This is a genomic window from Streptomyces lothianensis (genome assembly GCF_047779955.1).
Taxonomy (GTDB): Bacteria; Actinomycetota; Actinomycetes; order Streptomycetales; family Streptomycetaceae; genus Streptomyces.
Window position 1 is genome coordinate 25,318 of the sequence record NZ_JBLMKT010000039.1, and the last position, 22,947, is coordinate 48,264.

Consider the following 22,947-nt stretch of genomic DNA (forward strand, 5'->3'; position numbering starts at 1 on the left):
GTTCCCTCCCGGTCGGGCTTCAGCACCGCTTGGGCGGTGTCCACCCGTATGTCGAACTGATCCGGTACTCGCCCGGCCCGTCGGCCTCCAGGCGTACGAACTCCCCGTCCCGTGCCAGACAGCCCCCGGAGGTCGTCAGCCACGGCGAGTACGCGAGCTTCACGCGCACCGGGCCCGCCGTCTCGGCCCGTACGACCAGCGAGGTCTGGTCCGAGCGGATGACCTCCGCGGGGGCGGAGACCAGCGGCTGCGCGTCCCGTACGCGGTAGACCCTCCAGTGCGCGTCGTGCCAGACCGGCTCGAGGAACGCCGGTTCGTCCCGCACCAGGGCGGCTTCGCGTTCGGCGGGGCCGTCCGGGCGGCCGTCGTGCAGGACGACCAGGCCCACGGACCACTTGTCCAGCCAGGCCTTGTACGCCTCGGGCGAGAAGGCGCCGTCCGGGACGCCGGCGCCCGGGTATCCGTCGTAGAACAGGGGCCCGCGCTGCACATCGGCCTGCCGGTTCCAGCCCTTGGCGAGGTTGACGTGCCCGGCGAGCAGGGATGCCTCGCGGTGGTCGCGGGCCGGGACCACCTCGACGCGGGTACGGTCGGCGCCGAGCCGGTCGAGGGCGGTGAGCAGGCCGTCGGTGTGCTGCGCCCAGGCCGGGACCTTGGTGTAGACGACGATGTCGTCGACGGCCTTCTGGGTCACCCAGTACACCGCGAACACCAGGGTCAGCACGTACGCGACCTGCTTGTTGCGCCCGGCGCGACGCTGCGGGGCGGACGGTTGCGGCTCGGACGGCTGCGCTTCGGTCGTACGCGCTCCGGCCGCCTTCGGCGCGTCCGGCTTCGGTGGCAGGCAGGCGAGCAGGACGGCCGGGGCGAGGATCTGCGCGAGCCGCTCCACGTTCGTACCGATCGGCGAGGCGATCACCCACGTGAGCACCACCCCCAGCGCGTACACCGCCGAGCCCGCCTTGAGCGCCCGCCATCTGCCCGGCGCCGCCCACAGCACCGCCGCGCAGAACAGCACGGGCGCGAGGATCCGCCCCCACCCCATCGGCTGCACCCCCTCGAAGGGGAACAGGAGCGTCGTCACGCCGACCACCACGACCGGCGGCGCCAGGAGCGCGAGGGCCCGCCCCCAGTCCCGTACGAGCAGGAACGCTGCACCCGCGACGAGCAGATACAGCCCCGCGACCGGCGAGGCCGCCGTCGCCAGCACCGCACACAGCGCGGCCCACCACAGCCGCCGCGAGCCGATCAGGAGCACGCACGCGCCCAGCGCGAAGGCCGCGCCGAGCGCGAAGGTGGTGCGGCCGGAGATCACGTTGCAGCACAGGGCGTACGAGGTGAGCAGGGCCGGCCACAGCGGGCGGGCGATGCCCGTACGCACCCACAGGAGCCCGCCGAGCCAGCCCGAGACCAGACCGGAGAGCAGCGTCACCGTCTTCACGCCGAGTACGGCCATCAGGAACGGCGAGATCAGGCTGTAGTTGGCGGTGTGCACACCGCCGTACCAGGAGAGGTTGTACGGGGAGGTGGGGTGCTCGGCGAAGAAATCTGCCCAGGCCTGCTGTGCCGCGAGATCCCCGCCGCCCTTGGCGAAGAACACCCACCACACCGCGTACAGCGGCAGCGGCGCGAGCGCGCAGAGCAGCGGCACCCGGTGGCGTACCCGCCGGGCGGCGCGCTCGGGTGCCGTCGCGTCCGGCGACGGGGTGCGCGAGGACAGGGCTGCGTCCTGGGCCATGGCGGAGGGCTTTCGGCTGGGCTGTCGGGCTGTCGGTGGGGCGACCGGGTGGGGTCGACCTCGTAGACGCTAGCCAGCCGGAATCCGTTCGGGCAGCGGACCCCCGGTTCCGGGCGTTTTGTCCGGCCCAACGGTGCGCCGTGCCTGTGGTGCGACGGTGCGTCGTGCCCGTGGTGCGACGGTGTCCCGTACCCGTAGTAACGAGTTCTACCTCTGGCAAGAGTCGGGGAGAGGTCTTTTGAGGGTGAGTGGCGTGCAGGAACCGTGGCTGTGCGTGCAAGACCCTTGCGGTGGGCGGGGCGGAGTCGTGAGACTGTCAGCGTAACTAGAACGCGTACTAGTTCTTGCGGAGTGCCGGGACGCTCCGCAAGAACCCCACTGTCACTTGAGGAATCAAGGCAGGAGCGCTCATGGCCGCGGAACCCGTCATCGTCGAAGCAGTGCGTACCCCCATAGGCAAGCGCGGCGGCTCGCTCGCCAACCTTCACCCGGCGTACCTGCTCGGGGAGACGTACCGCGAGGTCCTCGCCCGCACCGGGATCAAGGCCGACTGCGTGGAGCAGATCGTCGGCGGCACCGTCACCCACGCCGGCGAACAGACGATGAACCCGGCGCGGACCGCCTGGCTCACCATGGGGCTGCCGTACGAGACGGCCGCGACCACCGTGGACTGCCAGTGCGGCTCGTCCCAGCAGGCCTCGCACATGGTCGCCAACATGATCGCCTGCGGGGTCATCGACATCGGGATCTCCTGCGGCGTCGAGGCCATGTCCCGCGTGCCGCTGGGCTCCGCCTCCAAGCACGGGCCGGGCAAACCGTTCCCCGACGAGTGGAACGTGGACCTGCCCAACCAGTTCGAGGCCGCCGAACGCATCGCCCGCAAGCGCGGCCTCACCCGCGAGAACGTCGACTCCCTCGGCCTCATCTCACAGGAACGGGCGGCCATCGCCTGGTCCGAGGAGCGCTTCAAGCGCGAGACGTTCGCGGTCCAGGTGCCCACGACCGAGGAGGAGCAGGCCGCCGGGCAGGGGATGTGGCGGCTCGTCGACCGCGACGAAGGGCTGCGCGATACGACGATGGAAGGGCTGGGGCGCCTCAAGCCGGTGCTGCCCACGGCGATCCACACCGCCGGCAACTCCTCACAGATCTCCGACGGGGCCGCCGCGATCATGTGGGCGTCGAAGCGGATGGCGCGCGCGCTCAAGCTGAAGCCGCGCGCGCGGATCGTCGCCCAGGCGCTGGTGGGGGCGGACCCGCACTACCACCTGGACGGGCCGATCGACGCGACCCGGGCCGTGCTCGGCAAGGCCGGGATGTCCCTCAAGGACATCGACCTCGTCGAGATCAACGAGGCCTTCGCCTCCGTGGTCCTCAGCTGGGCCCAGGTCTTCGAACAGGACCTGGAGAAGGTCAACGTCAACGGCGGCGGCATCGCGCTCGGCCACCCCGTCGGCTCGACGGGCGCCCGCCTGATCACCACGGCGCTGCACGAACTGGAACGCCGCGACAAGGAGTTCGCCCTGATCACGATGTGCGCGGGCGGAGCACTGGCCACGGGGACGATCATCCAACGGCTCTGAGCCTCCCTCACGGGCCGGAGGAGGCGACGGCCGCCCCTCGGGCGTAGGGGCGGCCGTGCTGGACGGCGCGGCGCAAGATCACGCGCCGAGGGCAGGCTGCTCGGCGCGTGTCATTGCCCGGCATGGTGCGCGTTCCCTGCACCCGACCCTCCGCCGACGTGGTTCAGATACGGACAGCGCGCACGAGGAGCGTGCCCAGATCCCCAGCACGCGGGGCGGAGAGGATGACCGCTGAGACATCCATGAAGCCGTAGTTGAGCAGGATCCCTGTCCACATCTGCGGCGTGTAGGCCCAGCGGCGCAGGATCGGAGGGTCTCCTGCGAAGTCTCCCTTGTATGCCCCCTGAGGTCCGTAGCAGCCTTCGATGGCCGGTGCGTGGGAGAACGCCAGGACACCGCCCGGGTCGAGCCGCGCGTGTACGAGGGGAAGCAATGTGGCGGGGTCGGTGAACCAGAGGCCACCGAAGACGGAGAACACGGCGTCGAACCGGTCCTCGGTCTTGCGGAGGAACTCGGTTGCCTCCTCATGAACGAAGTGCAGGCGATCCGCGTCTCCCCACCTCGCGCGGGCGTGGGAGATCTGGGCGTCTGACAAGTCCAGCCCTACGGAGGTCACGCCGCGCGTGGCAAGGTGCGCGATGTTGCGGCCGGTGCCGCAGCCCAGCTCCAGAGCGCGTCCGGGCATGCCGAAGCCCTGACGGCGCAAGATCTCCTCATCGGGGCCGTGTTCCGGGTACTGGGTCCAGTTGAACCACGTGCGCTCTCCGGCGGCATTGGTCTCGCGAGGGGACGGCTTGGTCTGGGCGTAGTCGCCCCAGAACTGGGCTGTGGTCATGCGTTTCCCCTACTTCGGGCTGCCGTGGCACCCGGCGTGACACTGGTGGCAGTCCGCTGCCTCCGGCCACAGCGGAAGGTCCGCCTCGAACCCGGCCGCTGTGATCGCGTCGAGTGTGCGCTGCCGGACGTTTTTCGCTCCGCCGCGGGTCTTCTCGTCCAGGTACTCAGGGTTGTGGTGGATGAAGTATCCCGCCACCCGGTCGCAGAACTCGGCATAGTCCGCCGTGTGCAGGATGAACGTGTGCCACCCGACGTCGACCGTCTCCGAGGGAGACAGCGGCTCGTCGCACGCGACTCCGGCAACGAGGAACTTCACGGTTTCCGCCATGATGCGCCGGGAGTACTCAAGGCCCATGTGTGAGTGATCCGCCGTGATGCGGGTGGCGAGCCTGTCGAGCAGGTGCTCACCCATGATCTCCCGGGGATCCACCTTCTTGGTCGGTGCGGTGGGATCGGTCGTCGGCATGCTGCTGCCTCCTTGCCTGTTGGGGTGCACTTGTGGCCCGCTGTCGGCCGAGCTTCCGTAGATGTGGGGAACGCTTCGCGGAAGGATCACGCCACCGGCAGACAGCGGGGGATCACGCGTCCGACTTCAGAGGCGCGCTGCAGTGCAGGCACTGCCCAGTCGTGTCCTTCCAGATGACCAGGCAGGTGCAGCCGGGGCACTTGGGGATCTCCTCGCCTTCGATGAAGACGGGCGACTCCTCGGTGTTCGCCCGTGGCTCCTCTGCCTGCACGCTCATCTCAGGGCCTTTCGTGAGAAGTCGAAGCGGACGGCATCAGTGAACGGCTGGGCCGGGGGCCGCGACCACGTCACTTCGGTCGCAGTTATGACGCACGTCTGCCGCATCCACTACCGTGACCAGGGAAGACGGCATGCCCGAGAGGACGAGGTATGGCGGACAGGCGTGATCGCTTAGTGCGGCGCATGAAGGCATGCGGCTACAGTCAGGAGCGGCTGGCGCATGCCCTGCCCGTCGACCGAACCACGGTTGGCCGTTGGGTGCGAGGAGAGGCGGCTCCGCAGGGCTTCCTCTGGCCGAAGCTCGCACGACTCCTCAAGGTGAATCCGGCGGAGTTGGAGCGCCTGTTGGAACCGGACGAGCCTCCAGCACCGGCAACGAGGTCAGAGGGGGGTGACTTTGACGACGTGATCCGGCGTGACTTCCTGCAACTCGTGACCACGGCGGGCGCGCTGGCCTCCACGCCCGTGCCGGCCGCAGCTGGGGCAACGGAGTACGCGAGCATGGGCCCGCACCTCTGGCAGGTGTACTCCCTGGCGTCATCGAAGCAGTCCGTGTACCCCCTCGTCCGCGATCAGGCAATCGCGTTGTCCCACGCTCTTCGAGCGAGCCACGGAGAGGGGCACAAGCGTCTCTGTGCGGACGTCGGTGATCTCTTCCAACTCGCCGGGGAGATCATGTTCGACGGCAACCGCTACACGGACGCAGCGCACTGCTACACCCTCGCGGCCAGTGCCGCACGGGAGGCCGGAAATCCAGACCTGTGGGCCTGCGCCCTGACTCGGCATGCCTTCATCGGACTGTACGGAGACCAGCGGTACGAGGAGACCGCTCCACTGGTGGAGTTGGCGCGTCACGTGGCTCGACGTGGGGACACACAGCTTTCCACCCGGCACTGGGTTTCCGCTGTTCAGGCGGAAATCTTCGCAGCCATAGGGGATCTCGACTCCTGCAAGCGGGCTCTCGATGAAGCCGAAGAGGTTCATTCGCTCGCTGGCCCCGTGCACAACGGCGGATGGTTGAGGTTCGACGGCTCCCGTCTGGCCGAGGAACGCGGAACCTGCTTCACGAAACTCCAGCGCCCTGATCTCGCCGAGGATGCTCTTGGCGCGGCACTGAGGCAGTTGCCTCCCGCGTCGCGGCGCAGGGGTGCCATTCTGGCGGATCTTGCCCTCATCGGGGTGCAGCGGCGGGATGTGGACCAGCTCATGTCATATGCGAATGAGGCCCTCAATGTCGCGCGGCAACGTGGATCAGGCTGGGTCGGCCGCAAACTGCTCGTGCTCCGAGAAGAACTCGAACCGCTGAAGTCGGACCGCAGGGTAAGAGAGTTATCGGAGCAAATTTCCGCACTGAAGGTCTCGGGATGAGAGGGAGATCCGTGGATATCGAAGAAGGTCGCATCTTTCGCGAGGCGTGGATTGAGGGCGTCAAGAAGCACTTCCCCGGAGACCCGAAACCCGGGTACATCACGCCGTGGGAGAAAACGCCTGATTGGGAGCGCAAGTCCGCCGCGGCAGTGTGCCACCAAGTTCGTGAATTCATCAAGCTCTCAGGCGGTACCACGAACCGACTCAGCAGGGAGCAGCGCGGGCGCTTCGTCGCTACATGCTGGATTGCGCAGATCTACCGCCGGATCGAGGACCCGAAGCCGGGCTACGTAGCGGACTGGTCAGAACTTCCGGAATGGCAGCGGGAGACGGACGCCGACATCTTCGATGCGATTGAGAGCGAGAGTCGGCATCTGACTCAGGATTCCTGAGCAGTCGGCTGCGCTGGCGCATATGGCCACGCGTCCGTAATTCTTCAGGCATTGCGGGATCCGCAGGCGGCTCCGCGGGATTTCCGGCACCGGCTGACGCTGATCGTGCCCCGAGGCGGCGGTCGGACAATCGCCCATGGGCCGCCGGGGCGTCCTGCCCGGCCGTGGTTGTGCGAGGGCCGAAAAAAGCGTCAGCCCCCGGAAAGACGCACCCCGCCGCTCCGCGGCGGGGTGCGGGAGTGCCGTGGCGGATGCGGCGCGCCGGAGCCGTGCGGAATACGACTCAGTACCAGCCGTTCGCCTGCCAGAAGGACCACGCCTCGACCGGCGAGCCGTAGCGGTCGTTCATGTAGTCCAGGCCCCACTCGATCTGCGTGGCCGGGTTGGTCTTCCAGTCGGAGCCCGCCGAGGCCATCTTCGAGCCCGGGAGCGCCTGGACCAGGCCGTACGCGCCGGAGGACGAGTTCGTCGCGGTGTGGTCCCAGCCGCTCTCGTGGGCGACGATCTTGCTGAACGCGGCGAACTGCGCCGGATCCTTGATCATCTTCTTCGCGAGCGCCTTCGCCGACCCCGCCGCGGCCGGAGCGGCCATCGGTACGGCGGCCGGTGCGCCCTGTGCCGGTGCGGCCTGCGCCGTGGCGGCCTGGGCGGGGGCCGCCGTGAAGACCAGACCCGCGGCGGACGCGGCCACCAGCGCGGTGGTGAGGGTCTTCTTCGGGGTGGCGATGCGGCGAATGCTGGAGAGGGACACGCTGGACCTTCCGGTGGGGAACGGGGGGCCGCAGGCAAGCCGGTGCCGCGGGAAGTGCGGTGGGGGTTTGCCGGGGCGGGGCCCGTGGGGGCCGCCGTGCCCTGCGACGACCTCCAGAGAAGCAGGGCTGTTACGCCGCCGCAATCACCCCTTGTACTAGTGGGCCTCGCACCCGGGGCGTAACGGCCCTACCCCCGCCGCCCCCTCGGCCTCGCAGGTCAAGCCCGCTTTCCGCCCCCTTGGCGATCATGCTCCGAGGTCCACTATTCCACTTCGTAAGTGACCTAGGTCCTGTGGGCGGGCTCACCCGTGCGAGCCCCCGATTTATACGGGAAGTGAGCACCCCGTCACGGATTCTTGGGTGATTCCGTTACCTTTTCGCCCGTTCTGCCCCCACGATCGAATGTGACGGGCGCCTCGAACGCCGCCTTTCGTGTGGCCCGCCGCAGCGCCTTGAGAACCGTCGGCCCGACCGCGAGCGTCAGCACGACCGTGATCACGGCCCGCCCGAGGTCCCAGCCCATCGAGGTGGCGAGGCAGTAGGCGATATAGCGGGCCAGGTTCTCGTGCAGCGGATCACCGGGCACGAAGGAGATGCCCGAGCCGAGGCCGCCGATGACCGGCCAGCCGTACATGTTCATCACGAAGCCGTACGCGAACGACGCGAGCGCCCCGTACAGCGCGAGCATCGCCATCTCGGCCCGCCCGCGCAGCCGGTCCGCACCGGGCAGCAGCCCCGCGCCCATCGCGACCCAGCCCATGCTGAGCATCTGGAACGGCATCCACGGCCCCACCCCGCCGGTGAGCAGCGCGGAGGCGAACAGCGTCACCGAGCCGAGCACGTATCCGAAGCCCGGACCGAGCACCCGCCCGGCCACGATCATCAGGAAGAACGTCGGCTCAAGGCCCGCCGTGCCCGCCCCGAGCGGCCGCAGCGCCGCGCCGACCGCGGCTAGCACTCCGATCATCGCAATGGCCTTCGCGCCGAGCCCGCTCTCCGAGATGGTCGCGAGCACCACGCCGAGCAGCATCGGAAGGAGCGCCGCGAACAGCCACGGCGCGTCCTTGGAGTGCGCCACACCGGACTGCGGATCGGCGAGCAGCGGCCAGGCGAAGGCGAACACACCGGTCACCCCGACCAGGACCAGCGCCACGACCGACCTGGGCCCGAGCCGCACGGCCCGTACCTGCGCGGTCGTCAGCCGAGCGGTCGGCAGCTGCGCGGTCCGTTCCCGCGCGGTCCGTCCGCGCGCGGCCCGCCCCATCACGCCGGCTCCCCGAGAGCCGTACGCACCTGTCCGACCGTGAGCCACGGCAGCGGCGCGAGGATCTTGCCGACCTGCGGGGCGAAGGACGGCGAGGACACCACGACCTCCTCGGTCGGCCCGTCCGCGACCACCTCGCCCTCGGCGAGGATCACCACCCGGTGCGCCAGTTCGGCGGCCAGCTCCACATCGTGGGTGGCGAGCACGATCGCGTGCCCTTCGGCGGCGAGCGACCGCAGCACCGTCACCAGGCGCGCCTTCGCCGCGTAGTCGAGGCCGCGGGTCGGCTCGTCGAGCAGGAGCAGCGGCGGCCGGGCTGTGAGGACGACGGCCAGCGCGAGCGCGAGCCGCTGCCCCTCGGACAGGTCCCGCGGGTGCGTGCCGTCCCCGATCCCGGGCAGCAGCTCCGCGACGAGCGCCCGGCAGGTACCCGGCGCCGCCTCCGCGTCCGCGTCGGCGGCCGCGCACTCACCGGCCACGGTGTCGGCGTACAGCAGATCCCGCGGTTCCTGCGGTACGAGGCCGACGCGCCGGATGAGTTCCCGCGGCGTGGTCCGGTGCGGTACGGCGCCCGCGACGCGCACGCTTCCGGAGGAGGGCTCCACGAGCCCGACGAACGCGGAGAGCAGGGTGGACTTCCCGGCCCCGTTGCGCCCCATCAGGGCGATGGTCTCGCCCGGCGAGACGGTGAGGTCCACGCGGTGCAGGGCTTCGATCCGGCCACGGTGGACGCCGAGGGAGGCGGCGGAGGCGGTGTGCCCGGCGCCGGGCGTGGCGGAGTCCGCGGGAGCGGTGACCGCGGGCCGCGGCCTGCGGCGCAGGAGGGAGAAGCGGCGGCGCGGCGGAGCTTCCGCCCGCGTGGTTTCGTCCTGCGCGGCCCCATCCCGGGCGCCCCCATCCCGCGTGGTTTCGTCCCGCGCGGGACGACCCGCCGGGGCACCGGACTCCGGAGCGCTGGACTCCGCCCGGGCGCCGGACTCCGGCGTACCGGACAGTCCCCGCCCTCCCGGGGGCCGAGCCCCTCTCAGGCTATCGGCCCCCACTGACAATCCCGCCGCCTCCACCGCGGGCACCTCCACCCCCGCCAGCTGTTCCCGCAGCTCGGCGGCGCTCCGCCGGGCATCGCGGACCGTCAGCGGCAGCGGTGACCAGCCCGCGAGGCGGCCCAGGCCGACCACCGGCGGGAACACCGGGGAGACCGCCATGATCTCCGCGGGCGTCCCGGCCACCGGAGCCGCGCCCGGCGAGGGCAGCAGCACCACCTGGTCCGCGTACTGCACGACCCGTTCGAGCCGGTGCTCTGCCATCAGCACCGTCGTGCCGAGGTCGTGCACGAGCCGCTGCAGCACCGCGAGCACCTCCTCGGCGGCGGCCGGGTCGAGCGCCGAGGTCGGCTCGTCGAGGACGAGGACCCGCGGGTGCGGGGTGAGCACCGAACCGATCGCGACCCGCTGCTGCTGCCCGCCGGAGAGCGTGGCGATGGGGCGTTCGCGCAGCTCGGCGAGGCCGAGCAGGTCGAGGGTCTCCTCGACGCGGCGGCGCATCACATCCGGCGCCAGGCCGAGCGACTCCATGCCGTACGCGAGCTCGTCCTCGACGGTGTCGGTGACGAAGTGCGAGAGCGGGTCCTGGCCCACGGTGCCGACCACATCGGCCAGCTCCCGCGGTTTGTGCGTACGGGTGTCACGTCCCGCGACGGTGACCCGGCCGCGCAGGGTGCCGCCGGTGAAGTGCGGGACGAGCCCGCTGACCGTGCCGAGGAGAGTCGACTTGCCGACTCCGGACGGCCCGACGAGCAGCATCAGCTCGCCCTCCGGGACGGTGAGATCGGCCCCGGAGAGGGTCGGGCGCTCCACCCCGTCGTACGTCACGGAGACATCCTCGAAGCGGATCATGAGGCTTCCTTCCGTGGGGCGGCCGCAGGACACGAGCCCTGAGGCCGTGCGGACTCGACACCCGGGCCCTGTCCGCGTGGCGCCCGCGCGGCTCGAACCGGCGCGGGCGTGATGAACGCGGGCAGCAGCCCGATCAGTACGGACGCCGCCGGCCACAGCGGCAGCCCGGGCGCCGTGGGCGGTACGACACCGGGGTGCAGGGCGGCCGGGTCCGCGGAGGCCGCGGCGATCATGAGGGCCGCGACCGCCACCCCGGACCCCGACACCAGCCAGGCCCGCAGATCCCACCGGTCGGGCCGGTAGCGGGTACGCAGCGAACGCTTCCCGCCGAGCCACAACCCCACCAGCGCGAGCGCGAGACCGCCGAGCAGCACCGGAAGCCCGAACCCCGCGCCCTGCGCGGCGAGCAGTCCGTACGTTCCGGCGCACACCCCGAGCAGCCCGCCCAGCGTGCACACCGCGGTCAGCCGCCGTACGGGAACGGGAACGTCGGCGCTGCGCCCGTAGCCGCGCGCGTCCATCGCGGCCGCCAGCGCCACCGAACGCTCCAACGCGCCCTCAAGCACCGGAAGCCCCACCTGCGCGAGCCCCCGGATCCCGCGGTCGGGACGGCCGCGCAGCCGCCGCGCCCGCCGCAGCCGCGCCAGATCCGCCAGGAACTGCGGCGCGAACGTCATCGCCACGACCACCGCGACCCCCGCCTCGTACAGCGCACCCGGCAGCGATTTGAGCAGCCGCGCCGGGTTGGCGAGCGCGTTTGCCGCGCCGATGCAGATCAGGAGCGTGGCCAGCTTCAGCCCGTCGTACAGCGCGAAGAGCAGCCCCTCGGCGGTCACCTTGCCGCCGAGCCGCACGCCCTGCGCCCAGTCGGGCAGCGGCACCTCGGGCAGCGAGAACAGCACGTGCGAGCCCGGGATCGGCGATCCGAGGACCACCGCGAACACCAGCCGGATCGCGAGCACCAGCAGGCCGAGCTTCACGAACGCTCCGTACGAACGCGCCCACGGCGCATCCGAACGCCGCGCCGCCACCACGTATCCCGCGACGCCGACCAGCAGGCCGAGCAGCAGCGGATTGGTGGTGCGCGAGGCGGCCGTGCCGAGCCCGAGTGCCCAGATCCACCAGGCGCCCGGGTGCAGGGCGTTGGCACGGGTGACGACCGGTGCGGCGGGCCGCCGCCGCAGGACGGCGGAGTACGGGCTCATGGCTCAGCCCCGACGGCGGCGGGCCTGCCAGATCGCTGCCACGCCGAGCAGAAGGACCGCGGCGAGCCCGGCGAGCAGTCCGACGGAGGGGCCGCCGTCGTCACCCGGAGCGGCGGAGTCCGCAGCGTCCGAGGCGTCCGCAGCGTCCGAGCCGGTCGGCTCCTTCGCGCCGTCCCCGGACACCATCTCCCCGCAGCCGCGCTGCGGATAGCCGGATACGGCGCACAACAGCGCGCTGCTGTCGTAGCGCAGTGGTTTGGCGACCGCCGCGAGCGCCTCCGCGGACGTCCCGTCCTCGTCGATCCGCGCACAGGCCGTACGCGGCTTCGGCGGCGTCTCACCGGAGGGCGCGTCCGCGGCCGTACCGAAGTCGATGACGAGCGCGACCCGCTTCTGGCCGCCCTTCGCCGCCGTATCCGCGCAGATCTCCTCGAAGCCGGCGTCCGAGCGTGGCTTCGAGGCGTCCGCGGAGTCCTCGCTCACGGCGAAGCGGAAGCCCTCCACATCACCGTCCGAGGGCCTGGCGGTCGCCGGGCCCTGGGTGGCGTATGCCCAGGCGCCCTTGTCGTCCTTGAACCAGAACGACCAGTAGCGGTACGCATCCGCCTGCGCCGGGGCGGCGCACAGGACGGCGAGGACCGCCCCCGCGAGGAGGGCGGCCGCGGACTGCCGCAGGCTTCTCACAGCTTGTTCTTCTTGCGGCCGCTGAGCAGGAAGCCGATGCCGACGCTGGCGACGAAGAAGACGCCGATGATCCACCAGACGTTCATGGACGAGCCCTCGTCGTCCTTCTGCTCGTCCTTCTTGTCCTTGTCGTCCGCGGACTTCTCCGCAGCGCCGGAGTCGGCCTTCTGCGGCGCCGGGCCCATCGCGTTCAGGGCGCTCACCAGGTCCGTACCGCCGAAGTCCTTCGGGTCGGCACCGGCGGCGTGGGCGGCGAAGATCAGCTGGGCGTAGGCGGCGGGGCTGCCGGAGGTCTTCGCCCAGGCGACGCCGTTCTTCTGCAGCTCGGCGAGCGGCGCCTTCGCGTGCTCGGTCAGACCGGCCGCGGAGAGTGCCACGACGGAGTCGGCGGTGTTGCCGTAGTCGGGCTGGTCCTCGGCGCCGGCCAGCGAGGATTTCAGGTAGCCGTCCTCGGCGAGGATGTCGGCGAGGTACGTGGCACCGTTCGAGGCGGCCCGCGCGAGGTCCGTGGCCTCGGCGCACTCGACGGGCTCGGTCGTGTCGGCGGCCTCGGCGACGAGACCCTGCTCCAGGGCGCCGAGCACACCGGCGGCGGTCGCGTCGGCGTTGGGCGCGAGCTCGCCGGTCTTCATGTCGGCGAGGCCGAAGGCGCCCTTGCCCGTGTCGCAGGGCAGGGACAGCGCCATGAGCGCGTCGGCCGGCGTCTTGTCCTTCTTCGACTTCACGTCGGCCGGCTTCTCCCCGGCCGCCTTCAGGGCGCCGACGACCAGCGAGGTGGAGTTGGCGTCGGAGGGCAGGCCCGGGTTGTAGCCCCAGCCGCCGTCCTCGTTCTGTACGGACTTCAGCCAGGCGACCGACTTCTTGACGTCGGCGTCATGCCCGCCGAGCGCGGCGAGCGCCTGGATCGCGGTCGCGGTGGAGTTGGAGTCGACGACCGTCTTGTCATCGCACTTCTGCGCGGGATCCTCGCGGAACGCGGCGTACGCGCCGTCCGCGCAGGCCTGCCCGGCCAGCCAGTCCACGGCCTTCGCCGCCGGCTTCACACCCACGGTGTCCTGCGCGAGCAGCGCGTACGACTGGCGGAAGACGCCGTCCCACTGCGGGTCCGCCTTGCCGTACAGGCCCGAAGGCAGGTCGGCGGGTGCCGGGGTGTCGTCCGCGATCGCGGCGGGGGCTGCGGCCGCGCAGAGTACGGCGGTGGCGGCGGCCAGTGCGGCGCTTCGGCGGGCTCTCATGATCGGGCGGTGCCTCTCCTGCTGGGCCGGGCACGGGCCCGTGAAGGCACCGGGCTCCGGGTCCGTGTACCTCGACGGTCCCGGCCGCCGGATCGTCCGGCGACTGGAGCCACACACGCCGCTCACGGAGCATTCCGGCTTGTCATCCGCGTTTTTGTGCGGCGGATGGCATACGGTTGCGGGTCAGCGCCGGATTCGCACCGGCTTCCCTCCGTACGGCGTGGTGATTGCCCGCCCACTGTACCGGGCAGTCAGATGGCGGGGGTCGTCGGTGGGCGCGGGCGGGAGGTACCCCTACTGTGTTTGGTCAAGGTCGAAGGCCAGTAGGTTCGTGTGGTTGAGGGTGGGAGCCGAGCCGGAGGGGTGGGCATGAGCGATAGCCAGGTCACGATCAGGCTCACGAGTGACGAGGCGCTGGTGCTGTCGCACTGGCTGGAGAAGCTCCAGATGACGGACCTCAGCCGCGTTGTCGATGATCCGGCGGTCTGGGCGCCGGTCCACCGCATCGCCGGAACGCTGGACAAGGCACTTCCTGAGTTGTTCGCCTCGGACAATGACCAGCGGCTTGAGGCCGCTCGACAGCGACTTCGGCCGGAAGGCTGATCTACCGGCCTGAACCTATTCGAACGGGGGAGCGATGGCCGACGTTGTACGTGTGATGGAGGCGCTGGCCGAGCAGGGCGTGACGGTGCTCTTCAAGGCCGACGCGGAGCGCATGCGCGATGGCGTCCGGCCGTGGACCTTCGTCGCGAACGGTGGCCCCTTCCACGAGGGCCTGCTCGTGCGCACTGATGCGGCCTCGGTGGAGGACTGCTTGAAGACCTGTCTGCCTCGGCTGCGTGACCGCGGGCTGGTCATCCCTGAGTGAAGGGCGGCTCAGTCGGCCCATCGACTCTTGTGGCCTGTCCCGGTCAGACCACTAGATATGCACGAGGATCTGTCGTAGAGGATGTCCGAGCGCATCAGTGAGGGAGGCCAGTTCCTCGTCGGTCAGCCATGCCCGGTTGGGATAAGAGATCGTCTCAACTGGCTTGATCACTAGGCTGGCGGTCGTGAAAGCGATGGTGAGGCGTCTGGTGCCGGACGGGCTGTGGGAGTTGTTCCAGCGGGTGGTTCCGGCCGCGCCGGTGCGTCCGCAGGGCGGTGGCCGACGCCGCTACGGTGATCGCGAAGTGCTGGCGGCGATCCTGTTCGTGGCCACGACCGGCTGTACCTGGCGGCAACTGCCGCCGGGTTTCGGCCCGTCCGTCCCAACCGCGCACCGGCGGTTCACCGAGTGGAGCCGGGCCCGGGTCTGGGGCAAGCTCCACCGCCTGATCCTTGACGAACTCGGCGCCCGCGGTGAGCTGGACTGGTCCCGCTGCGCTATCGACTCCGTGAACATGCGGGCTCTGAAAGGGGGGACCTGTCGGGTCCGAATCCTGTAGATCGCGGCAAGAAGGGATCAAAGATCCACTTGATCACCGAGCGGACCGGTCTGCCCGTCTCGATCGGGATCTCCGCCGCGAACACCCACGACAGCCAGGGGCTCGAACCCCTGGTGCGCGGCATCCCGCCCATCCGCTCCCGACGCGGGCCGCGCCGACGAAGGCCCGCCAAGCTCTATGGCGACAAGGGATACGACTACGATCACCTGCGCCGGTGGCTACGCTCCCGAAACATCACCCCGCGCATCGCCCGCAAGGGCATCGAGTCCTCCCAGCGCCTGGGCCGTCACCGCTGGACTGTGGAGCGCACGGTGGCCTGGCTGGCCAGGTGCCGCCGGCTGCACCGCCGTTATGAACGCAAGGTCGAACACTTCCTCGCCTTCGCCGGTATCGCTGCTGCGCTCATCTGCTACCGCCGTCTGGGCGCGTGAGCCGGTTCATACGGCTCCGAGGAACCCTGGGTCGGCGCCGTCGAACTGGCGGCACGAGTCGCGGCTCAGCCTCAGGAGTTCCGCCATGGGCACCGCACGGCGACTGGTCGCCAGCAGGTCCTGGCGGGCCTCGGCCGACCACAACGGCGGGAAGAACGACAAACCCTGCCGGCCGTTCAGCACGGAGACCTCGGTGCGCCAGCCGTCCCACCGCAGCCCCCCGTAGAACTCCTGGAGTCCTCCGGAGAGAATCCAGGACAGCCAGGCCGAGTGCCCGGCGCCCAGTGCCTCCCAGCCAAGGGAGTCAGGGGCGAAGTAGACGATCTCGCCCGGCTCGCCGGGCCGACCGGCCTCACGGGGGTTGCCCCCGTTGAGGGCGAACACCCCGCCCAGCGCATCGTGCGCAACCACGAGCCCCGCCCCCGGCCGCCAGGCCGGATCGAACGTCGAGGGCATCGCATTGATCTGCGCCAGGCTCGGCAGACGCTCTGCGTCGGCGACCCCCGGGCTTCCGAAGATCCGCAACCAGCCGCTGTCCACGAGCAGACCGCCGCAATTCAGCATGATTCCGCCCAGGTTCGACCGGGCCGAGACCTGGAGCTGCAACAAGGACGCGCGGCCTGTCTCGGTGTCGCCGGGCAGCACCTCAACTGGTACGTCAGTGCCAGACAGCTCCTGGAGGAGGAGCGGCCAGGCTGGATCACTGACGTTGATCAGCTCATTGACCTCGCGCATCCCCGCATCGTCGCACCAGCACGGGAGACGCTGTCGACCGGGGCACCTTCAATTCGATCCACCAAACAAGACGATCTCTAAAGGACCTCGATCCTGAATCGCGCGAACCCCATCGGCCAGTCGTACACCAACTCGTTGAGCGACGTTTCGACGCCACAGCAGGGAACCATCACCATCAGCGTTGGAAAGCTCACGTCGTAGCGGTCCGATACGGCCTCCGCCCACCAGCCGGTGGTGAGCTCCACACCGCAGTGTGGGCAGGAGATCTTTTCCAGATTGTTACCACAGAGGATCACCTCGACGCTGTCATGCCACTTGGCTTCCAGACCACGGCGTGCGTCATCGTCGGGAAGCATCCCGGACAGCCTGGCGGCAGCACGATCCGCCGCACCCTTGCTGGGCTGCCAGTACGGATCGACTGGAATCACCGTCAGGTAGTTGTCACTCATCGCCAACCTCGCTTGCCCGCCATGGTTGCGCCTGGTCCACCAACCCGGCGAACCTATCCGGTCACAGCACTGCCAGGAGACCGGGCAGCCCATGTCGCGGCGACCGCCTGCGGCATGGCGCCGATCGAGGCTGGTTGGTCCACCACGACCACCACGGCTCCGTGCTTGGCCTGGAGTTTCGCCGATGTACAGGCCGAGGAAGACGTCGACGTCGCCGGTGTCGATCACGTGCGGGCCTCTCCATCACGCCCGCAGGGACAGTCATGCCGGAACCAACGGTCGGAGGCCCATCGCGGAACCACAAAAGCGGTAACGGGGGGCGCTCGCGGCGGTCATTTCCCCACCATCCCTGCAGACCACACGGCATATGCCGCCCCCGCTACGCTGCCCCCAATGATTGAAACCATGGTGTTCGACATCGGCGAGACCCTCACTCGCGACGACCGGTACTGGGCACGCTGGGCGGACTGGCTTGACGTCCCCCGCCACACCGTGGCCGCGCTCGTAGGTGCCGTCACCGCACAAGGCCGCGACAACGCCGATGCCCTTCGCCTCCTACGCCCCGGGATCGACCTCGCCGCCGAATACGAAGCCCGCGAACGCGCCGGACGCGGGGAGATCCTCGAAGCGGAGGATCTGTACGATGACGTCCTGCCTGCGCTGAGCGGCCTTCGTGAACTTGGCGTCCGCGTCGTCATCGTCGGCAACCAGACCCGGAAGGCCGGGGAGATGCTGCGCGCGCTCGACCTGCCCGCGGATCTGATCATCACTTCGGCCGAGTGGGGCTGCTCGAAGCCTTCGCCGGAGTTCTTCGCACGCGTCCTCGAAGTGTCCGGGGCGGCGCCGCGCGAGACCGTCTACGTCGGCGACCATCCGGCGAACGACCTCTTCCCGGCGAAGGCCGCGGGGCTGCGGGTCGCGCATGTGCGGCGCGGGCCGTGGGGGTTCCTGTGGGGCGACGACCCTGAGGTGCGCGCGGCTGCGGACTGGTCCATCGACAGTCTCACCGAGCTGCTGTCCATCGTCGCCGACTGACGCGACAGCGCGGCGGCCCCTCCCTGCCTGCGTGGGCGGGAAGCGCCGTTCGCGTACTGCACACGCACGGGCGTGGGTACGGTCCGCAGTGGCTGTCCCGAACGGAGTTCAGTATGCCCGCCAACTCCATGCGTGAGGTAGGCAAACGTGTTGCCACCTTGCGCCGCGCCCGCCGCATGACTCAACTCGACCTGGCACGCGCCGCGTTCGTGTCACCCAGCATGCTCCGCAAGATCGAGCAGGGCAGTCGGATGCCCGGCGACGACACCCTCGACTCACTTGCTGCGGCCCTCGACGTCGACCCCACGCGGCTCCTCACCGGCAGCGCCCGCCTGGACACGCGGGTTCGCGACGCCCTGCCTGCCCTGTCCGCAGCGATCACCGCCTACGACATCCCCGACGACGGCCCCGTCCGCCCCCTCACCGAACTGCACGCCGCGGTCGCGGAGGCCACGTCGTGGAGGCTCGCAGCACATTACGTGCAGATCGCCAGCCACCTCCCGTCACTCCTCACCGAACTGTCCCGCGCTGTACAGACAATGCCCGATGCTGCTCCTCTCATGACCGCAGCTCTCCGTGCGGCCGATGCCGCCGCATATAAGTACGGGGCCCACGACCTTTCCGCCCGCCTCGTGGAACTCATGCGCTGGTCCGCCGCCCGCACAGAGAACCAGCTCCTTGACGCAACCGTCGCCTACGTCCGCACCGAGACGTTCTTCGCCGCGCGCGCCCACCGGTCCGGCCTCCGCGCCCTCGAAGCCGCCCTCGACAAGATGCCGCCGCCCACGACCGAGGTGGTGGCCACGGCCACCCGCGGCGCCCTGCACATGCGGGCCGCCGTCATCGCCGGACGGGCGGGCGACAGCACCGCGGCGGAACTCCATCTCGCCGAAGCCCGCACGTTCGGCGAACAGGTTCGCGAGGGCACCTACTTGGGGACCGCGTTCGGTCCCGACTCGGTGCGCATCCACGAAGTGTCGGTAGCTGTCAGTCTCGGCTCCGACCATGTGCAGCGCGCCCTTGACGTGGCCCGCATGTGGTCACCGCCCCGCGCTCTGCCGGAGGAGCGCCGTTCCGGGTTCTACATCGAACTCGCCCGCGCTCAACTTTGGGCAGGACTGCCCGATGACTCATTCGAGTCGCTGAAGACGGCCCGCCATATCGCACCCCAGCACACGCGTGAACACCTGTGGGCCCGCGAGGATGCCGCCACCCTGCGGCGGCTGAAGCGCGCGGATGTCGACACTCTCACACGCTTCGCCGAATGGATCGGCGCCATCTGACTCCTCGTTCGACGTAGGCGCGGTGACACAAGCTGTGTCACTTGTCCCCTGCTGAGCGGATCACTATCTGCCTGTCCAGCAAACAACGGCGGATGGGATCGAGGATGAGCACGGCACCGACCGAGCGGGCAACGGCCATGGATCACCCGGTCAGCATCGCCCGACCCCATTGTCACCTGCGGTTGCAACAAGGCGGTGACGCAATGACCACCACCGTCGGCACGCACCTGGAATGGCTGCCCGAGCCGGGAAGGATCTGGCACGTGGGGGCCGGTACGCACTTCGACGCGGTGCTGATGTCCCGTCGCCTGGGGTTGTGCGTGAAGGAGCGCCTCGGCGAGGCCTGCGGGGCGGTGATCTGCGATGCGTGGTCGCGGATGCTGTTCTTTCTCACCTCACCCGGTACGACTGCGGGATGGGATGAGCGGGAGACGACGGTGTGCGGCCCGTCGACCTATGTCGCGGTGCCGTCGCTCGGGTCTCCGGAGAATCTGTTGCACTGGGTGGAGCCGCCCACTCGCGAGAAGGTGTTCACGGATCCGGAGGAATTGCGGCAGGCCATCCGACACACGATCGCGGTGGCGCTGGGCCCCAGGACCGAGCACTTCCGATGAGCGCGCCCAGGATCATCCGCCTCGCCGAGTGGACGATCGGCCGGGACACCACCCCCGGCGCGTCGGGGCCGCTCCGGCATATCGAGTGCACGACATGCGGCGCCGAGTCCCCACCTTCCGCGCGGGCGAGCAGCCCCTCGCCGACGTGTGGGCGATCCGCCACGCCGGGGCGACCAGGCACACCGGGTTCCGGGAGATCATGACCGCGTTCCTGCGCGCCACCCCCGCCCCGCAGCCCACTCCACCGCGGGCGGGCCCAGCCATGGGTGTGAGTCGCTACTGCTGCCGCTGCGATCAGCCGATCCTGCCGGACCAGGAGTATCAGCAGCTCGACAAGTTCTCCGTGAGCGGCGGTGGCATCGCCTTGCATGAGCACACTGTGTGTCAGCCTCCTGAGCGGCGAGTCCCGGAGCCGCGGCGCGCGGTGGGCGGGCCCTGCCCGCCCCTTCCCGAACCCGGGGGCTAGAACGTGGGGCTGACGGTGGACACGTACCGGACAGGGTCCGAGCCGTCCACCGCCTCCACATGCCCCTGCTTCACCAGGCGCCGCAGATGCGCCTCCGCCTCGGAGACCGCGATGTTCTGGGAGCCGTAGGGGATCTGGTCCCAGGGGCGGTTCCACTCCATCCGGGTTGCCAGCTGCCACGGTGTGAGGGGCTCGGCGAGCAGGCGGCGGAGGCCTGCGAGGCGTTCCTCGTGGTGGTCGAGGAGTTCCCGTACGCGTGAGGCCGCGTCCGTGAACGCGTACTGGTGCGCGGGCAGCACCTCCGCCACCCCGAGGCGGCTGATCCGTTCCAGGGAGTCGAGATAGTCGCCGAGGGGGTCCGTGACGATGTCCTGCGCCGGATCCTCGTACAGGCCGATGTGCGGGGAGATCTCCGGCAGCAGATGGTCGCCGGAGAAGAGGCGTCCGTTGCCCGCGAGGCCGCTGGGGTGTTCCTCCTCCAGGTGCAGGCATACGTGGCCGGGGGTGTGGCCCGGTGTCCAGACGGCGCGCAGTCTGCGGCCGGGCAGGTCGAGGAGGTCGCCCGGGGTGATGTCGCGGTCGGGGATCGCGGCGTTCAGGCCGGGGAGGGTGGTGGCGCGGCGGGAGTCGCGGGCCGCGCGCAGCGGGGCGGTGTGGGTCTCGGGGGCGCCGGCGGTGGTGAGTTTGTCGGCCATGTAGTCGAACCACTCGCCGGGCCTGCGCAGATGGGAGCGCCGTACGACATGGGTGTCGGCCGGGTGCATCGCGAGCCAGGCGCCCGAGACCTCCCGCACCCGGCCGGAGAGGCCGTGATGGTCGGGGTGGTGGTGGGTGATGACGACGCCGTGCAGGTCCTCGACGCGGGTGCCGAGCTTGGTGAGGCCTTCGACCAGGGTGTCCCAGGACTCCGGATCGTCCCAGCCGGTGTCGATCAGGACGGGGCCGCGGTCGGTGTCGAGGAGGTGGACGAGGGTGTGGCCGAGGGGATTGTCCGGGATCGGCACCTTGAGCGACCAGACCCCGCCGCCGTGCTCGGTCACCTGTGTCATGAAGCGGCCCCGTCTCTGTCTGTCGCCGGGATGCGGCCGGTCCGGCCCCGACCACTATAACTAGAACTAGTTTCAGTAGTAGCCCAAGTCATCTATTCGCTCGCCGAGTTGCGCGCCTGCCGCCCGGCTTCGCTCCGGGCTCCCGGCCGACCTCTCGACTCCTCCAAGTAGAACTGGTATCAGTTTCGGTGACGACCGTATCTGAAACAGTGTCAGGAACCGCCCCGCAGGAGGCAGTCGGCCATGACAGATCTCGTGGAACACGGAAAGCTGTTCATCGGCGGGGAGTTGCTCGACCCCGTCGGCAAGGACGTCATCGAGGTGGTCTCCCCGCACACCGAGGAGGTCATCGGCCGCGTGCCGCACGCCGCCAAGGCGGACGTCGACCGGGCCGTCGCCGCCGCGCGCAAGGCCTTCGACGAGGGGCCCTGGCCCCGGATGAGCCTCGACGAGCGGATCGAGGTCGTCACCCGTATCAAGGACGGCTTCCTCGCCCGGCACGAGGAGATCGCCCGCGTCATCTCCGCGCAGAACGGCACGCCGTTCACCTCCAGCGTGATGGTGCAGGCGCTCGCCGCGATGATGGTCTACGACGCGGCCCTCACCACCGCGCGCGACTTCACCTACGAGGAGAGCCGCCAGGGCGTGCTCGGCCGGATCCTGGTGCGCCGCGAGCCCGTCGGCGTCGTCGCCGCGGTCGTCCCGTGGAACGTCCCCCAGTTCACCGCCGCCGCCAAGCTCGCCCCCGCGCTGCTCGCCGGCTGCCCGGTGGTCCTCAAGGTCTCGCCCGAGACCCCGCTCGACGGCTACCTCCTCGCGGAGATCGCCGCCGAGGCCGGGCTCCCCGAGGGCGTGCTCTCGGTCATTCCCGCCGACCGCGAGGTCAGCGAGTACCTGGTCGGGCACGAGGGCGTGGACAAGGTCTCCTTCACCGGGTCCGTCGGGGCAGGCAAGCGCGTCATGGAGGTCTGCTCGCGCAACCTCACCCGCGTCACCCTCGAACTGGGCGGCAAATCGGCGGCCGTCATCCTCCCGGACGCCGATGCGGAGGCCGCGGTCAAGGGGATCGTGCCCTTCGCGTGGATGATCAACGGGCAGGCGTGCGTGGCGCAGACCCGTATCCTCGTACCGGACTCCCGCTACGACGAGTTCGCGGAGGCCTTCGCCGCCGCGGCCGGAGCGCTGAAGGTCGGCGACCCGCTCGACCCCGCGACCGAACTCGGCCCGCTCGTCGCCAAGCGGCAGCAGCAGCGCTCCCTCGACTACATCCGCATCGGCCAGGAGGAAGGCGCCAAGATCCTCACCGGCGGCGGGCGCCCGGCCGGGCAGGACAAGGGCTGGTACGTCGAGCCGACGCTCTTCGGCGGCGTCGACAACTCGATGCGGATCGCCCGCGAGGAGATCTTCGGGCCGGTCATCTGCCTGCTCCCGTACGGGGACGAGGCCGAGGCCGTGAAGATCGCGAACGACTCGGAGTACGGGCTCAGCGGCAGCGTCTGGACGGCCGACGTGGAGCGGGGCATCGAGGTGGCGCGCTCCGTGCGGACCGGCACGTACAGCGTGAACACCTTCAGCCTCGACATGCTCGGCCCCTTCGGCGGCTACAAGAACTCCGGTCTCGGGCGGGAGTTCGGGCCCGAGGGGTACGGGGAGTACTTCGAGCACAAGATGATCCACCTGCCCAACGGGTACGAGGGGTGAGCGCCTGGTGACTCCACCCACGCGTAAACGCGCGGGCTTCCTGCGTCGGTGGCTAAGCCGCC

Annotated in this window: 24 protein-coding genes and 1 pseudogene; 12 read left to right on the plus strand and 13 right to left on the minus strand. The window is 70.1% G+C overall.

Annotated elements, in window-relative coordinates:
- Positions 1 to 19: 19 nt before the first annotated feature.
- Entirely contained in the window at positions 20 to 1,738 is a 1,719-nt protein-coding gene (locus tag ACLF6P_RS14260; RefSeq protein ID WP_415950609.1) for a hypothetical protein, read from the minus strand.
- 410 nt (positions 1,739 to 2,148) lie between these two features.
- On the opposite strand from ACLF6P_RS14260, the gene ACLF6P_RS14265 reads away from it, so the two are divergent.
- Entirely contained in the window at positions 2,149 to 3,318 is a 1,170-nt protein-coding gene (locus tag ACLF6P_RS14265; RefSeq protein WP_415950610.1) for a steroid 3-ketoacyl-CoA thiolase, read from the plus strand.
- Positions 3,319 to 3,481: 163 nt separating this feature from the next.
- On the opposite strand, the gene ACLF6P_RS14270 is transcribed toward ACLF6P_RS14265, so the two are convergent.
- The 3 genes from ACLF6P_RS14270 to ACLF6P_RS14280 all read right to left on the minus strand — a co-directional run bounded on the left by ACLF6P_RS14270 (position 3,482) and on the right by ACLF6P_RS14280 (position 4,898).
- The gene (locus tag ACLF6P_RS14270) at positions 3,482 to 4,153 is read right to left on the minus strand and encodes a class I SAM-dependent methyltransferase (RefSeq protein ID WP_415950611.1); all 672 of its coding nucleotides are present in this window, start codon (positions 4,151 to 4,153) and stop codon (positions 3,482 to 3,484) included.
- Positions 4,154 to 4,162: 9 nt separating this feature from the next.
- Complete coding sequence (locus ACLF6P_RS14275; RefSeq protein ID WP_415950612.1) at positions 4,163 to 4,621, minus strand: glycine-rich domain-containing protein; 459 nt, start codon at positions 4,619 to 4,621, stop codon at positions 4,163 to 4,165.
- A 112-nt stretch (positions 4,622 to 4,733) separates the two neighbouring features.
- Positions 4,734 to 4,898: a hypothetical protein gene (locus ACLF6P_RS14280; protein ID WP_415950613.1), complete on the minus strand. Its 165-nt coding sequence runs from the start codon at positions 4,896 to 4,898 to the stop codon at positions 4,734 to 4,736.
- A 152-nt stretch (positions 4,899 to 5,050) separates the two neighbouring features.
- Here ACLF6P_RS14280 and ACLF6P_RS14285 point away from each other — a divergent pair, with 152 nt between their 5' ends.
- Positions 5,051 to 6,268, plus strand: a complete 1,218-nt coding sequence (locus ACLF6P_RS14285) for a helix-turn-helix domain-containing protein (RefSeq protein WP_415950614.1) — start codon at positions 5,051 to 5,053, stop codon at positions 6,266 to 6,268.
- The gene (locus ACLF6P_RS14290) at positions 6,265 to 6,660 is read left to right on the plus strand and encodes a hypothetical protein (protein WP_415950615.1); all 396 of its coding nucleotides are present in this window, start codon (positions 6,265 to 6,267) and stop codon (positions 6,658 to 6,660) included. Before ACLF6P_RS14285 ends, ACLF6P_RS14290 begins: the two co-directional genes overlap by 4 nt.
- 283 nt (positions 6,661 to 6,943) lie before the next feature.
- On the opposite strand, the gene ACLF6P_RS14295 is transcribed toward ACLF6P_RS14290, so the two are convergent.
- The 6 genes from ACLF6P_RS14295 to ACLF6P_RS14320 all read right to left on the minus strand — a co-directional run bounded on the left by ACLF6P_RS14295 (position 6,944) and on the right by ACLF6P_RS14320 (position 13,695).
- Positions 6,944 to 7,411 carry an aggregation-promoting factor C-terminal-like domain-containing protein gene (locus tag ACLF6P_RS14295; RefSeq protein WP_415950616.1) on the minus strand — a complete coding sequence of 156 codons (468 nt, stop codon included), beginning with the start codon at positions 7,409 to 7,411 and terminating at the stop codon, positions 6,944 to 6,946.
- A gap of 347 nt (positions 7,412 to 7,758) precedes the next feature.
- Complete coding sequence (locus ACLF6P_RS14300) at positions 7,759 to 8,676, minus strand: ECF transporter S component (RefSeq protein WP_415950617.1); 918 nt, start codon at positions 8,674 to 8,676, stop codon at positions 7,759 to 7,761.
- Complete coding sequence (locus ACLF6P_RS14305; RefSeq protein ID WP_415950618.1) at positions 8,676 to 10,571, minus strand: ABC transporter ATP-binding protein; 1,896 nt, start codon at positions 10,569 to 10,571, stop codon at positions 8,676 to 8,678. The genes ACLF6P_RS14300 and ACLF6P_RS14305 overlap by 1 nt, the downstream gene beginning before the upstream one ends.
- Positions 10,568 to 11,776, minus strand: coding sequence for a CbiQ family ECF transporter T component (locus ACLF6P_RS14310; RefSeq protein ID WP_415950619.1), 1,209 nt, complete (start codon positions 11,774 to 11,776; stop codon positions 10,568 to 10,570). Before ACLF6P_RS14310 ends, ACLF6P_RS14305 begins: the two co-directional genes overlap by 4 nt.
- 3 nt (positions 11,777 to 11,779) lie before the next feature.
- A complete protein-coding gene (locus tag ACLF6P_RS14315; protein ID WP_415950631.1) occupies positions 11,780 to 12,451 on the minus strand; it encodes an SCO2322 family protein in 672 nt (223 codons plus the stop codon).
- 5 nt (positions 12,452 to 12,456) lie between these two features.
- Positions 12,457 to 13,695 carry a prenyltransferase/squalene oxidase repeat-containing protein gene (locus tag ACLF6P_RS14320; protein ID WP_415950620.1) on the minus strand — a complete coding sequence of 413 codons (1,239 nt, stop codon included), beginning with the start codon at positions 13,693 to 13,695 and terminating at the stop codon, positions 12,457 to 12,459.
- Between the two features lie 369 nt (positions 13,696 to 14,064).
- On the opposite strand from ACLF6P_RS14320, the gene ACLF6P_RS14325 reads away from it, so the two are divergent.
- From ACLF6P_RS14325 to ACLF6P_RS14335, 3 genes are all read left to right on the plus strand, one after another.
- Entirely contained in the window at positions 14,065 to 14,298 is a 234-nt protein-coding gene (locus ACLF6P_RS14325) for a hypothetical protein (RefSeq protein WP_415950621.1), read from the plus strand.
- 34 nt (positions 14,299 to 14,332) lie between these two features.
- Complete coding sequence (locus tag ACLF6P_RS14330; protein WP_415950622.1) at positions 14,333 to 14,563, plus strand: hypothetical protein; 231 nt, start codon at positions 14,333 to 14,335, stop codon at positions 14,561 to 14,563.
- 193 nt (positions 14,564 to 14,756) lie between these two features.
- Positions 14,757 to 15,553, plus strand: a protein-coding gene (locus ACLF6P_RS14335; RefSeq protein WP_415950632.1) for an IS5 family transposase whose coding sequence is annotated in 2 segments (ribosomal slippage) — positions 14,757 to 15,090 and positions 15,090 to 15,553 — 798 coding nt in all. Because the reading frame shifts where the segments join, the coding sequence is not laid out codon by codon here.
- A gap of 6 nt (positions 15,554 to 15,559) precedes the next feature.
- Here the strand turns inward: ACLF6P_RS14335 and ACLF6P_RS14340 are convergent.
- Positions 15,560 to 16,288, minus strand: a complete 729-nt coding sequence (locus ACLF6P_RS14340) for a DUF2625 domain-containing protein (protein ID WP_415950623.1) — start codon at positions 16,286 to 16,288, stop codon at positions 15,560 to 15,562.
- 77 nt (positions 16,289 to 16,365) lie between these two features.
- Positions 16,366 to 16,965 (minus strand): hypothetical protein, encoded by a 600-nt coding sequence (locus tag ACLF6P_RS14345; RefSeq protein WP_415950633.1) that lies wholly within the window; start codon positions 16,963 to 16,965, stop codon positions 16,366 to 16,368.
- Between the two features lie 165 nt (positions 16,966 to 17,130).
- On the opposite strand from ACLF6P_RS14345, the gene ACLF6P_RS14350 reads away from it, so the two are divergent.
- The 5 genes and pseudogenes from ACLF6P_RS14350 to ACLF6P_RS30225 all read left to right on the plus strand — a co-directional run bounded on the left by ACLF6P_RS14350 (position 17,131) and on the right by ACLF6P_RS30225 (position 20,135).
- The gene (locus ACLF6P_RS14350; protein ID WP_415950624.1) at positions 17,131 to 17,772 is read left to right on the plus strand and encodes an HAD family hydrolase; all 642 of its coding nucleotides are present in this window, start codon (positions 17,131 to 17,133) and stop codon (positions 17,770 to 17,772) included.
- 113 nt (positions 17,773 to 17,885) lie between these two features.
- Positions 17,886 to 19,055: a helix-turn-helix domain-containing protein gene (locus ACLF6P_RS14355; protein WP_415950625.1), complete on the plus strand. Its 1,170-nt coding sequence runs from the start codon at positions 17,886 to 17,888 to the stop codon at positions 19,053 to 19,055.
- Between the two features lie 203 nt (positions 19,056 to 19,258).
- Positions 19,259 to 19,669 (plus strand): hypothetical protein, encoded by a 411-nt coding sequence (locus tag ACLF6P_RS14360; RefSeq protein ID WP_415950626.1) that lies wholly within the window; start codon positions 19,259 to 19,261, stop codon positions 19,667 to 19,669.
- Positions 19,666 to 19,734, plus strand: a pseudogene (locus ACLF6P_RS30220) (hypothetical protein); the annotation flags it as partial. The gene ACLF6P_RS14360 and the pseudogene ACLF6P_RS30220, both read left to right, overlap by 4 nt.
- A 29-nt stretch (positions 19,735 to 19,763) precedes the next feature.
- On the plus strand, positions 19,764 to 20,135 hold the full coding sequence (locus ACLF6P_RS30225; protein ID WP_463315318.1) for a DUF7848 domain-containing protein: 372 nt from the start codon (positions 19,764 to 19,766) through the stop codon (positions 20,133 to 20,135).
- Here ACLF6P_RS30225 and ACLF6P_RS14365 read toward each other — a convergent pair.
- Positions 20,132 to 21,184: an MBL fold metallo-hydrolase gene (locus tag ACLF6P_RS14365; RefSeq protein WP_415950627.1), complete on the minus strand. Its 1,053-nt coding sequence runs from the start codon at positions 21,182 to 21,184 to the stop codon at positions 20,132 to 20,134. The genes ACLF6P_RS30225 and ACLF6P_RS14365 overlap by 4 nt on opposite strands.
- Positions 21,185 to 21,427: 243 nt before the next feature.
- On the opposite strand from ACLF6P_RS14365, the gene ACLF6P_RS14370 reads away from it, so the two are divergent.
- Entirely contained in the window at positions 21,428 to 22,885 is a 1,458-nt protein-coding gene (locus tag ACLF6P_RS14370; RefSeq protein ID WP_415950628.1) for an aldehyde dehydrogenase, read from the plus strand.
- Positions 22,886 to 22,947 lie beyond the last annotated feature (62 nt).